Below are 12,124 nucleotides of genomic sequence, written 5' to 3' on the forward strand. Positions count from 1 at the left end.
TGCAGTGAGGTTTCTAAGAGAAATATATCGTTTTAAGAAATACTCATCATAGTTCCGATCAAATGGATTGACTTCACTTCTTATTTTCAAGTGTTCCTTTATAGGGATGCATGAAAGTCTAAAAATAAAGTTTTTCCCATCCGATAGAGTTTCAGTTGAGTATTCAGGATAGACTTTGAAATACCGTTGGATGTATTTGGCAATATGTTTGCGTTGATGAAGTCGCTTTACCCAGTTCATTGATTTAAGCAACACTAAACACCATAATAGTACTTACCCAAAGCAACGCTTTTGTATCCGTCTGATTACGAGAATTTTTCACAATAGCACTTGTTGCAGTTAGACACAATACCGCCAAATACCAGGCAAAAAGCTGATGTGATGCAGCAGCCGTTGCCGCAAGCATAATAGTGTCTATTGCTCCATTATGGATATTATTGATGACATGGAAACAACCAAACGTTTAATCCGCCCCAATCGTACAAATACCATTTCATAACAATGCTTCAGCCCATAAAGCGATACCGCCGACGGCAGCAACAATAGCAATCGAAAACAACCATTTTTTACGGGTCAATACCGTAATCGATGCCAAAGAGATCGCGATTTGGATCAACGTCATCGATTGGGCTAAGTGATGATGAGGAACCATAGCGTGATCGCTCTCTTTATTGGCCTTCTCAGATGCCGCTTCGAGTCCCTCGGCTTTATGTTTGATCTCTTTTTTTTCTTGTTCGTATTTTTCGAGCTGATTTTTATAGAACTCTTCTTTTCCCTTTGGGGCGATATCCGCCGCCAGTTCCATCAAGTGGCCTTTATTGCTTTTAGCCTGATAAAAGTTCCATTGATCCGACGCCTGTGTTTTTAAGAGTACCGCTTCATTTTTAAACATCATTGCTTCATTTTGAGTAGCGCCGCCTTGATAACTGACAACTGCCCCTATTGAAGCCAAGATAGCAGTAAATATAGCCACATACTGCCCCAATCCCTTTTCTTCACCTGCATGCTCGACGGCATGATCATATGCACCGTGTTCGTGAAATTCATGTTCTGACATTTTAATTTTACTTGAATAATTATTTTAAATATAAGATCAAAACGATTTTATTTTAGTGTAATCAGACTCACCATGTATCATCGCCAGAATCAGACATTGTGTCTGAAGAACTGTCATCCCATGAAGAGTCATCTTTCAATCCGAAATCATTACCACCCATATCATAAGAGGGTTCATTATTCGCGATCGGTGAATTATTGGAATTGTTAGCATTATTAGAAGAAGGTCCATCCATAAAATGATGCATCAATTCTTCTCCTGCTACAAAACCAACTCCGGCAGCAGCACCTGTTGCTAAACCGGACATGATTCCACCACCTAGACCACTGCTTTGCTGAGGATAAGGCTGTCCGCCACCGAATCCCGGATTAGGACTATAAGGGTTATTCGGGTTTGGATAAGCACCGTTTCCTCCATTACCACCGCCATTGTATTGTGCTGGATAATTTGTATTACGTGATGTAAATGAGCGTATAGCAAGCCAAATCAATAAAAGAGCACCAGCACCTAAAATGATCATCATCCATGGAATAGGATGATTACTTGACTGGGCAGTTCCCATAGGGCTTGAATTCATTTGTACATTTGAAGAGATTGATAAATGCTGTTTTAAACTTTGAACGGATTGTGGTTTGGCAAACGGTAATCCTGGAGCTAGTTGTTCAGCTTTTGTAAACTCATTTTTGGCATTGGGCAGGTCGCCTTGTCGAACAAGTATCTCTGCATCAACATAATGCGCTTTTGCACTTTCAGGATGAACCTTCAAGACCTGTTCAACCATTTGGTGTGCACCGTTCAAATCCCCTGACTCTGCTGCTTGATAAACTTGATGGATTGTAGGAACGTTTTCAGCATATGCCAAAAATCCGCTCAAGAACAATGCTGTTATTATTTTAGAAAAAGACATCTATTTCCTTTGTGTGTTTATACTTGTAGTTGAAGTGCTATATTAGACAGCAAGGTTAAATGAATCTTAAACGTAGTCGTATGAAGTGTAAAAGTCAGCATAATTTACGTAATATAGGTAGGCTTGCTTGTCTGTTAAATCTTTTTGAAGAATAAGAAATCAAACTCAATAATTTAAATATTCCAAGAAATCTTAATCTCCATCGATATCAGAAATAGAATCAATGCAAATATTAATTAATTTCGCCTCATCGCTGAATCACTTACAGGACTAGGATTAGTCATCCTCGGTACACCGCTTTATCTCTATTTTAGAGCACGAAGTTAAACTTTCTTAATACAAAGTTTATCTGATTTAGCTAATACTAAGACCTGAGACCATTGGGAATGTAGTGATCATAGCTTTCAGTGAGAAAGGTTAATCAATCGTCTCTTCTTTATCCTCTTCGATATAGGCTTCCTCTTTCGGAGCAGGGTTAACAAATCGGACAATGATAATTGAAACTCCATAAAGGATGATTAATGGAACTGCCATCAGACACTGAGTTAATACATCGGGAGGTGTCAAGATTGCTGCAATAATGAAAATCAAAACAATCGCATAACGAAAAAAGCTGATCATCATCTTATCGTCGATCAGCCCTAGTAATGCTAAAAAGTAGCAAAATACAGGAAGTTCAAACGCGAGTCCAAATCCCAACATTATCTTAGTGAAAAAACCGACATAATCTTCGACATTGATCATTGGAACAAATGAAGCACTTCCGAATCCGATCAGGTATTGGAATCCAAATGGAGTGACAACATAGTAGGCGAATGCCCCGCCGATCAAAAACATAACAGTACCGCCGAAGACGATAGGAATCATCATTTTCTTCTCATTGGTATAAAGTCCAGGTGCGATAAAAAGCCAAATTTGAGAAAGAATAATCGGTAATGAACCTAAAAGAGCGGCAAAAAAAGAGACTTTCATTGCGACGAAAAAGGTCCCGCCGATTTGATTGGTTGTTGCCATCCCTTTCGCGGCATTAGGTGAGGTTTTTGCTACAAGAGACAGTGCATCGTTAAGGGGCTGGCTGATCCAATGCAAGATTGGCTCATAATAGTTAAAGGCAATGAAAAACATGATAATTACAGAGGCAACACTGATGGCAAGTCGTTTTCTCAGCTCAAATAAATGGGGACGTAAATCATCAAACATTAGACATTCTCTTCACTAGGTTTAGTTTCGACTGCTTTAACCTCTTTGGGTTTAGGAGCAAAGGTGACTACTTCTGGCTCTTTAGGGGCTGATGGTGCGATGATACTAAAATCGAGCTCACTTTTAATGCCGGTCAGTTCGGAACCGATTTCGGTGACATTGGTCATCCGTTCTAATTCGGAACTTGCACTCGTTAGTTCATTTTTATAATTGAGTACATCTTCTTTTATCTCAGAGAGTTTCATCTCTTCAGCAATAGTTGCTTTGGCCGTATTGACTGTACTTTTGACACTTTTGAAAAATTTAGCGATTTGTACCATCGTTTCGGGCAGTTTCTCCGGTCCTAAAAATAAGACTGCAATAATAGCGATAACTAAAATTTCACCTAAATCTAGTCCAAACATTATTGTTACCTACTATCCCTTGAATGTATAAGTATTTTAGCAAAATAAAGTTTATTTCCTTCAGTTAGCGAGGTAGTTACTGCTGATGGTATGATTTTTTTTCAGCTTAACCGTGTGTTGCACTTACTGCTTGAATTGGCGCTCTAAAAGACTCTCTTTCTAAACAAGAACTTCTAGACGAAGCTGAATTTTTTGGAATAAATTATTATGAAATAGGACATGTGGAGTACTATGAAATAAAAAAAATATCTTCTGATTTCAGAAAATTTATTATAAACCTTATGAAATAAAGATAGAGGGGTCACGTGATACCTATAACCTATCAATTACTTTTTTAAAGCTTATCTTCTTCTACAGGTTTCACATCAGGGGCATTTTTGAGGATTGAAAGCGCATGAGCGCGTGAGCTGCGATTTGCTCGTTCTTGCAAATATTCTTCCGTTCGAAGCGAAGCGATCTTTTCACTCAATGCCGAAATAATAAACTGATTGATGGATACATCTCCTTTTAACGCTTCAATCTCCTGTCGGTAATAATCAGGAATCCGTAATGCGAAATTCATTGTACACCTCCTAATAAGGAATAAAATTCTTTGGGAGTCATCACCCGAATGCCGAAATAGTGTTCGACACCCTTGAAATCTTTGAGATTATAGGTAACGATAATCTCCGCCCCGGCATTAAATGCCGTCTCCAATACCATATCGTCTTGCGGATCATGTAAAAACGGTCGCCATAGAAAGTTGATTTTCTGATGATGTGATATTAGACACAAATCATCAATAAACATTTCAATCGTTCCATCTTCTAAATCGCCACAACACACTCGGTTCTCGTCACGTTTCAATACCGCTTCCATCTCCAAAACCAGAGGATTGGAAACAACATTGATTTTTTCATCCATTTCAAAGAGCTTGATGAGCAAAGCGTTCGAAATACCGTTTCGACTCATTAGTGCAGCTATGATTACATTGGTATCCAAAACAATTTTCATAGTGATATTATATATGATATCAAGTTAATGTCAAGTAGTTTCGTTTCAAATAACCGAAAAAAGCATTTTAATGCTCAATGCTACCGCCAAAAGCCCAAAAACTTTTTTAAGCTTATCAGTCGAAAGCGCTGTAGCGTATTTAACCCCAAGGGGAGCCGTAAATGCACTGCTTATCGAAACCAGTATCACAGCAGGGAGATAAATATATCCGAACGTGTACTGATCCCCGTCGGTATGGTTCCATCCGTTGATCAAATACCCAAGTGTCCCCGAAATCGCGATGGGAAACCCTATCGCAGCCGATGTTCCGATGGCGCGTTTGATATCGAAATTTTGGTGCATCAGATACGGTACGCTAAGCGATCCGCCTCCGATAGAGACCAGTGCCGAAATCGCTCCGATAAACGTACCGCTGGCGATGTTCCCGACTATATTATGCGGATTTACATTATGATAATAGTGCGTTTTTTTGAACATCTTGTAGGCGACGTAACTCATAAATGCGCTGAAAAAGAGGGCGAGATATAGCCCTTTGAGATACGATGCCACAAACGTTGCGGCAAACGTCCCCGCCAAAACACCGATTGCAATCCGAAGAGCCATCGGCACCTCGATGTTATCCTTTTTATAGTGCGCTCTCATGCTCGAAAATGAGGTGAATATGATTGTCGCCATTGACGTCCCCAATGCCATGTGCATGATCCCCTCACTCTCAAATCCCTGCATCGCAAACAACATCGCAAATATCGGCACCATGATACCGCCTCCGCCGACCCCCAACAATCCCGCCATAAATCCGACCAATAAACCTAAAGCGATGTAGTCAATAATAAAGATAGTTTCCATATTCACTCTTTCACCGCTTCAACTTCCAAGCGCATCATACTCACATGTACTCTGCCTAGCCCGTCTAAAGGAAACATCTCCAGATATGCTCTCATCCACTCCTCTACAAAAATAGATTGCTCCGATTCAGGTATGCACTGGATATAAGGAAACCATGTAGTTTCCAACCATCCTCGAAACGCATCAATAGAATCATGCATCATATCTTTGGCAATCAACTCGGTGCGGTATCGAGAAAATCCGGCTTGACTTAGCATACAATCGTATTGGCTGTCTGAACAAAACGTATACGGTGATTCAAATCCCCAAAAATAGGTTGTATAGTTTTGCTTTACTTTTTCCAAAGCGATAAAAACACCTACGACATTACCGTAACCGCCCATTTGCAAGATAGCCTTTCCTCCTGATTTTAGAGCCTTATAAATTCCCTGAACTACCGCGTCATGATCGTGTGCCCAATGAAGCGCGGCATTGGAAAATACAACATCGAACCTATCCTCGAAAAGGATATTTTGTGCATCCATCTGCTGAAAATCCGGTCGTTTGAATTGCTTTTTTGCAAAAGCGATCATATCGGGATTCAAATCGATTCCAACAACTTTGCCGCTCGTTAATGTGCTCAAATAATCGGTAATTTTCCCATCGCCGCAGCCGACATCCAAAATCGATTCATCACCTCTCAAACCGATCTTTTCGATCAACTCTTTTGCCCATACCGCCTGCCCTTTAGAATGCGCCGTATACGCATCCGGTTTCCATGTCGGATTCATCTGTTCTCCTTTACAACCCTTATCATCCCCTCATAAATCCCTAATATCTCCTCACTGCCAATCTCGCCACCGCGTGATTCGGATAACCGCTTCACCTCGTCTGCTATCACCGTCTGCATCTCTTTGGGAACGTCGATACCGTAGACCTCTTTGAGGATATAGGCGACTCCCCCTTTACCCGATTGGGAGTTGATACGGATAGAGTCTTTATACTCTCTGCCGATGTCACGCGGGTCGATTCCCTGAGCATAATAGTTGAATGCCAACGTGATAATATCGACATTCCCTGCACGCTCACCGTTGCCGAGCATCGTCCCCTCGACTCTCTGCGCTCCTGCCAATACCGCCAATTCTGCACTTGCGACGGCACACCCTCGGTCATTGTGCGGATGAACGCTAATGATGACGCTTTCTCGGTTGATTATATGCTTGCTCATCCACTCGATATGATCGGCGTAGATGTTCGGCGAACACGCTTCCAAGGTATTAGGCAAATTCAAGATCATCCGATGTTCCCGCGTCGGCTGCCATGCTGCGATCACGGCATTGGAGATATCACGAGCAAAATCCAACTCGGTCTGCGAAAAGCTCTCCGGTGAATACTCGAACACCACATCTCCCTCAAACGTTCCTGCTTCACGTTTGATACACTCAACGCCTTGCAATGCCAAAGCAATGATCTCCTCTTTTGTTCGTCTAAAAACCACGTCACGCTGATTAGACGCGGTCGGGTTATAAAGGTGCATGTTAATCCGCTTCGCCCCGCGCAATGCCTCGAAACTGCGGACGATATGACGCTCTATCGAGGGGACGAGGATGCCGATCGTCACATTATCAGGGACCAAGCCTCCCTCAATAAGGCAGCGGCAGAAATCAAATTCCGTCTGCGACGCGCTCGGATAGGCAATCTCGATCTCTTTGAAACCAAACTCGACCAACGCTTTGAAATACGCGATTTTTTGTTCAATCCCCATCGGGTTGGCCAATGCTTGATTACCGTCTCGTAAATCGGTACTAACCCATCGCGGGGCAACGGTGAAGGACTTATCCGCCCACTCTCGTTTATCCAATTTTACCGTTGGATACGGCGTGTATTTTGTATGCGTGTGCATAGGTATATCCTTATATGTGACAATGAAAAAAGCCAAAACATGGACGCACTGCGCCCGATGTGGCAAAACTAAGAATTAAAAAAAGAAACGGAAAAAAGAAAAATTACAGCAGGTTCAGCAGGAGGAGAGAGAGGCTTACGACAGTAACGTCGGTAGTGGGATGCGAAATAGACATAGTATGACTTTTCATGGTCTCTCCTTTATATGTGATGATGAAATTGTAACGGATAATATAGTTTATTGCAAATTATTTTCTCGGAAACTTTCGATGTATCCGATCAAACATTCAACACAATCCAAATAGTCTTGAGAATCTCCCGATGCTTTTGCCGCGAGGATCGCACCTTCCAATGCTGATGTCGTAAAAAGGGCGAGCTTAGTCGTATCGCAAGGTTGTAATTCTCTAACACTAACTGCTTTATCAAAGATAATTTTGACGCTTTGACGAAATTTCGCATATATTTCTTTCATCGCTGTATTAAAATCTTCATCGATATTTGACATCTCTTGTACGATATTTGCAACCGGGCATCCACGACGGAAATCTCGTTGATTGAGGTCGCGTAAACCCTCAAAAAAATGCTTCAAATAATCTCCGTCTCCTCTGGCTATCGCCAAATAACGTGTTCCAAATCGCTCGGCAATTTTCTCTTTGATAGCGCATAATGCCATCTCTTTTTTGTTAGGGAAAAAGTGGTACATTGACCCCTTGTGTACCCCTGCATTGGAGAGAATATTGGCAAGTGCTGCCCCCTGATAGCCATGAGAATAGACTTCTTCGTACGTTGCGTCAATTAATCGTTGTCGTGTATTTTGTTCCATTTTGAAATTATAACACACCGCTTGACTATTTGGTCAAATCGTTTTATAATGCCACTTGACTGATCGGTCAATTATTTAAAAGGGGAGTCAATATGCCTTATGTCAATGTGAAATTGTCTTCTAAAATTGATGCCCACAAAAAGCAAAATATTGCAAATGGGATTATTGATTTTCTTGTTGATATTCTAAAAAAAGAACGCTCACTATCATCACTTCTCATTCAAGAAACAGAGAGTGATTGGTATATAGGATCTGATTTACAAAATAAACAAATTCAAGTCTTTGTAGAAATCAATATTACGGATAATACAAATACAGAGTTCGAAAAATCAGAAATGATTAAATCGACTTTTGATCTACTTGAAAAAGAGCTTGGATCTTTACCATTAGCTACCTACATCATAATTAAAGAACATAAAGCTACTGATTGGGGATATAGTGGAATAACTCCAAAGCAAAGGAAAATAAGCAATAATACCTTTCAAGGTCGTTATGACGGTATGGGCAATAATGGAGCAAAAAGAGCTTTATTGGTTATCGATGTACAAAATGAGTATTTTACGGGAAAACTCCCCGTGTGTTATCCTGAAAACTCCTTGCCGAATGTTCTAAAATCAATTGAAGCAGCCAAGGAACATGACATTCCCGTCATCATGGTGCAGCACACACTGCTCTCACCCGAGGCCAAAGCATTTATAAAAGGGACAGATGGATGGGAATTGCTCGATGAGATGAAATCGGTGAACTACGACTATTACATCGAAAAAAACTTCCCCAGTGCTTTCGTCGGTACCGATCTGGAAACGTGGCTTCGGCAAAACGGGATCGATACGATCGTCATTAGCGGGTATATGACCCAGTTTTGCTGCGATACGACAGCACGATACGCGTATCATCTTGGATTCAATGTCGAATTTTTATCCGATGCTACCGCAACGTTGTCATTTGAAAACAATGCCGGTAAAGTGAACGCGGAAGAGCTACATCGGGCGATCCTTGTCGTACAAGCCGCACGTTTCAGCCGTGTCATGAGTACACAAGAGTGGATTCAGTCTATCGATGCTTAATGGAAACGATATGAATATAGTGTTAAGTTCACTTGAACCAAACGATATTACAATCATCCGCGAATGGAAACCTTATCCGGCAGAGTTTTCCGAGCTTGACTATGCCCTGCGTGAAGGAGGATGGCTTGATGAATTTTATCCCTATCCGAATACACACCTTTTTACGGCAAAATGGGAGAATGAAATTATAGGATTTTCGCTGTTATCAATCCAAGGTGTTGAAACCGAATTTCGTATCGCTCTCAAACCTGATAAAATAGGCAAAGGTTTCGGAAAAACTGTGGCTTTAGCCACCATAACAGAATTTTACAAACTGCATGAGGAAGATTCACTTTATCTCATTGTACGATTGAGCAATACAGTTGCACAAAGCCTCTATAAAAGCATCGGATTTATTCCTGATCAAGAAGTCACCAAAGATATTCAGGGAATTCCAGTGCAATTTTTGAAAATGAAATACACTAAAGGATACATTTGTGGGTAGTCAAAGCGGATCATTAAATGAATATGACAAAGAATTTATAACCGAACAGAAGATATTTTTCATTGCCAGCTGCAGCGGTAAGGAAGTGAACCTCAGTCCTCGCGGATATGACTGCTTTCGTGTCAGCGGAGACAACGAAGCGCTCTTTCTCGATTACGCCGGAAGTGGAAACCGTACCGCGCGCGACATCGAAAATGACGGCGAAGTAACCGTCGTATTTTGTTCATTCGGTCCAAAACCTCAAATCCTCCGCCTCTTTTGCAAAGGGGAATCCATCGATCGAAGCGATGAAGCGTGTCGAAATCTTTTCCCCTCGGATGACTTACGCGGTATTCGACGATTTGTCAAACTCCATATCTACTGTGTGGAACACAGTTGTGGAATGAGTGTTCCGATGTATGAATTCAAAGAGGAGCGAAAAACGATCAAAGCGTGGTGTGCCAGAGATGCTGACAACGGCAAAGTCGATGAGTACATCGCAGATCACGCTATCCCAGTCGATCTAAGCGGATTTAGACATTGGTAAAAGAGTAGAAATCAAGTGTTTTCCGACACAACCAACTATTTCATGCTATTCCCCTTAACCAAACATTTTGTTAGTGTACGAATTTAGTCACTAACGGGTTTTCTGACTATATTGGTTTGGATTTTATTATAAGTAGTGTTTAGGCTAATTTTGCTGGCGTAATTTTCAATATAATTTAATTTGGAAGCAAATTATTTAAGTGCTCTTATTAACTTATCAACAGCATCAATCCGATCACTCTTGCTCATTTTATCGAGATTAATCAATTTCCATTTGACCGAAGGCAATTCAGAAATATTTTCAAATGGTAACAAGCGCCAATCAGGTTCACCTTTTTTTACACCAATTAAAAACTCCCTATGTCGGTCATTCAATTTCGCATGAATTGTTTTGACAAGCTCTTCTCGTGTGGCTACAATCAAATCAAGATCTATCGGCTCTACCGTCATTCCTACAAATTGATCTTCAAAAATTTGTTTCAAATCAATGAAATTCGGACGAAGTAGTTTTGAGATCGGTTGATTACTGCTGATTAAATAAACCATGAACACATCCATCAACGAATCGGTAATTCCCTCATTGTTGAGTAATCCCCGTACGTCAAAAAAATCTCTTGGATGTTGACGGTCTAATGCAGCACAAAGTTTTCCAGCATACAAATCATCAAGATGGACTACTCCTGTTTTTGCAAATCCAAAAAATTCCTCGACTTTAGGGCTAACCCTTCGTTGTGTTATATCCATAACGGTTCCTCTCATTACAGGAGAAGTCTCAATTTTTATTCTTACACCATTTCGTTCTACTTGAAGCTTGGAGAGCTCTTCTTTGGAGCGTTGGTAAATTCGATGAACTTTACTGCCTCGAAGTGTTCGTTCAATATCAACAGCTATGCGTTCAAATGCATTAGCAATATTTTTTAAACTTATGTTACGATCTTCGATCGGCAAATACATCAAATCAATATCGACGGATAACCTTGGCATGTCACGAACAAACATATTAATAGCGGTTCCCCCTTTAAGAGCAAAGCATACTTCTTTATTAATAAAAGGTATTGCTTCCAAAAGCAGCTGTACTTGTTTAAAATAGATGTTTGTATTATCCATGGTTAAATTCCTTTGGCACCGTTATTAAAAAGTTTTTATCGAATACCCCGTCTTTTACTATCTGCAATTTACCTTTTCCCAAATCGATGCCTTCGATTTCAAGATACTCATTCCATGGATGATTGTAATGTCGGGATAAAAATAGAAATAAGCGTTTCACTTTTATACTGTCACATATTTTTAATAGCTCGCTCACCAAGGAGGGACGTAATGTACTTAAGCCTTCAAACAGCTCCGAGACATATTGAAAAGTTATTCCCTCTTTTTCTACTAGATAGAGCACTTCCATTATGGCTCTTTCAGGCGATGAGATGATTAATTCCCAATCTCTTATTCCTGATGGAATTTTTTTTAATCCGCTTTCTCCAAAATATGGCTTTTTATAAAATCGTATTGTTTCAGATAATTGAATATATTTTATCCATGCAGGATGAGTGTCGTTTCCATAAATATAAAGCTGTTTTTTATTTCCCATTGGGAGATAATGGGCATACCCTTGTAAATTTAGGGCAGTGATTCCTCCAACATAAAAAGGAAGATTGGATAATCGTTGCAGTGCTAATACTGCCCCTTTCCACTCTACCCTGCTCTCAGGTTTACTAAAAGCACCATGCCCTATTTTCATAAGCCATCCGTTTTGTACATACTTATATACCAACTGTGGCGAATAACCCTGTTTACTCAGCCAAGAAGATGGTGCAACAACACCTTCGGGTAACAATTCAGATAGTTTTTTTAGTTTATTATCGGTTTGTAAACTCATGGTTGATATTTTAACATATTTTATGAACCAAAGAAAGCAATAGTTATAATTATTTTTATTTGATAAA

The 12,124-nt window shown here is 40.4% G+C and carries 16 protein-coding genes; 3 read left to right on the forward strand and 13 right to left on the reverse strand.

All coding sequences use genetic code 11. The features are described from left to right. Nucleotides 1-244: 244 nt before the first annotated feature. The 11 genes from PHC76_RS11560 to PHC76_RS11610 form a co-directional block, all read right to left on the reverse strand. Nucleotides 245-406, reverse strand: coding sequence for a hypothetical protein (locus tag PHC76_RS11560; protein ID WP_300210104.1), 162 nt, complete (start codon nt 404-406; stop codon nt 245-247). An 87-nt stretch (nt 407-493) separates the two neighbouring features. Next, nucleotides 494-1,057 (reverse strand): DUF4337 domain-containing protein, encoded by a 564-nt coding sequence (locus PHC76_RS11565; protein WP_300210105.1) that lies wholly within the window; start codon nt 1,055-1,057, stop codon nt 494-496. A gap of 67 nt (nt 1,058-1,124) precedes the next feature. Further along, a complete protein-coding gene (locus PHC76_RS11570) occupies nt 1,125-1,964 on the reverse strand; it encodes a hypothetical protein (protein WP_300210108.1) in 840 nt (279 codons plus the stop codon). A 417-nt stretch (nt 1,965-2,381) separates the two neighbouring features. Then, nucleotides 2,382-3,164, reverse strand: coding sequence for a twin-arginine translocase subunit TatC (tatC, locus tag PHC76_RS11575; RefSeq protein WP_300210111.1), 783 nt, complete (start codon nt 3,162-3,164; stop codon nt 2,382-2,384). Continuing rightward, entirely contained in the window at nt 3,164-3,568 is a 405-nt protein-coding gene (tatB, locus tag PHC76_RS11580) for a Sec-independent protein translocase protein TatB (RefSeq protein ID WP_300210113.1), read from the reverse strand. The genes tatC and tatB overlap by 1 nt, the downstream gene beginning before the upstream one ends. Before the next feature lie 334 nt (nt 3,569-3,902). Further along, a complete protein-coding gene (locus tag PHC76_RS11585) occupies nt 3,903-4,130 on the reverse strand; it encodes a CopG family transcriptional regulator (protein WP_300210116.1) in 228 nt (75 codons plus the stop codon). Next, nucleotides 4,127-4,561, reverse strand: a complete 435-nt coding sequence (locus tag PHC76_RS11590; protein WP_300210118.1) for a putative toxin-antitoxin system toxin component, PIN family — start codon at nt 4,559-4,561, stop codon at nt 4,127-4,129. Before PHC76_RS11590 ends, PHC76_RS11585 begins: the two co-directional genes overlap by 4 nt. Nucleotides 4,562-4,606: 45 nt before the next feature. Next, nucleotides 4,607-5,407, reverse strand: coding sequence for a sulfite exporter TauE/SafE family protein (locus PHC76_RS11595; RefSeq protein ID WP_300210121.1), 801 nt, complete (start codon nt 5,405-5,407; stop codon nt 4,607-4,609). 2 nt (nt 5,408-5,409) lie between these two features. Continuing rightward, on the reverse strand, nt 5,410-6,177 hold the full coding sequence (locus PHC76_RS11600) for a trans-aconitate 2-methyltransferase (RefSeq protein WP_300210124.1): 768 nt from the start codon (nt 6,175-6,177) through the stop codon (nt 5,410-5,412). Next, nucleotides 6,174-7,289 (reverse strand): hypothetical protein, encoded by a 1,116-nt coding sequence (locus PHC76_RS11605; protein ID WP_300210127.1) that lies wholly within the window; start codon nt 7,287-7,289, stop codon nt 6,174-6,176. Before PHC76_RS11605 ends, PHC76_RS11600 begins: the two co-directional genes overlap by 4 nt. Nucleotides 7,290-7,526: 237 nt before the next feature. Then, a complete protein-coding gene (locus PHC76_RS11610; protein ID WP_300210130.1) occupies nt 7,527-8,111 on the reverse strand; it encodes a TetR/AcrR family transcriptional regulator in 585 nt (194 codons plus the stop codon). A gap of 92 nt (nt 8,112-8,203) precedes the next feature. Between PHC76_RS11610 and PHC76_RS11615 the strand changes: the two genes are divergently transcribed. Genes PHC76_RS11615 through PHC76_RS11625 form a run of 3 tightly spaced genes read left to right on the forward strand, consistent with a single transcriptional unit; the run spans nt 8,204 to nt 10,188 of the window. Further along, nucleotides 8,204-9,178, forward strand: coding sequence for an isochorismatase family protein (locus tag PHC76_RS11615; RefSeq protein WP_300210132.1), 975 nt, complete (start codon nt 8,204-8,206; stop codon nt 9,176-9,178). Nucleotides 9,179-9,188: 10 nt separating this feature from the next. Further along, complete coding sequence (locus PHC76_RS11620; RefSeq protein ID WP_300210135.1) at nt 9,189-9,662, forward strand: GNAT family N-acetyltransferase; 474 nt, start codon at nt 9,189-9,191, stop codon at nt 9,660-9,662. Beyond that, nucleotides 9,655-10,188 carry a pyridoxamine 5'-phosphate oxidase family protein gene (locus PHC76_RS11625; RefSeq protein ID WP_300210137.1) on the forward strand — a complete coding sequence of 178 codons (534 nt, stop codon included), beginning with the start codon at nt 9,655-9,657 and terminating at the stop codon, nt 10,186-10,188. Before PHC76_RS11620 ends, PHC76_RS11625 begins: the two co-directional genes overlap by 8 nt. A 191-nt stretch (nt 10,189-10,379) precedes the next feature. Here PHC76_RS11625 and PHC76_RS11630 read toward each other — a convergent pair whose 3' ends face one another. Together PHC76_RS11630 and PHC76_RS11635 are read right to left on the reverse strand one after the other, a co-directional pair. Continuing rightward, a complete protein-coding gene (locus tag PHC76_RS11630; RefSeq protein ID WP_299973435.1) occupies nt 10,380-11,294 on the reverse strand; it encodes a nucleotidyl transferase AbiEii/AbiGii toxin family protein in 915 nt (304 codons plus the stop codon). Further along, nucleotides 11,287-12,057 carry a type IV toxin-antitoxin system AbiEi family antitoxin domain-containing protein gene (locus PHC76_RS11635; RefSeq protein WP_299973432.1) on the reverse strand — a complete coding sequence of 257 codons (771 nt, stop codon included), beginning with the start codon at nt 12,055-12,057 and terminating at the stop codon, nt 11,287-11,289. The genes PHC76_RS11630 and PHC76_RS11635 overlap by 8 nt, the downstream gene beginning before the upstream one ends. Between the last annotated feature and the right edge of the window lie 67 nt (nt 12,058-12,124).

The organism is Sulfuricurvum sp. (assembly GCF_028710345.1).
Classification (GTDB): domain Bacteria; phylum Campylobacterota; class Campylobacteria; order Campylobacterales; family Sulfurimonadaceae; genus Sulfuricurvum.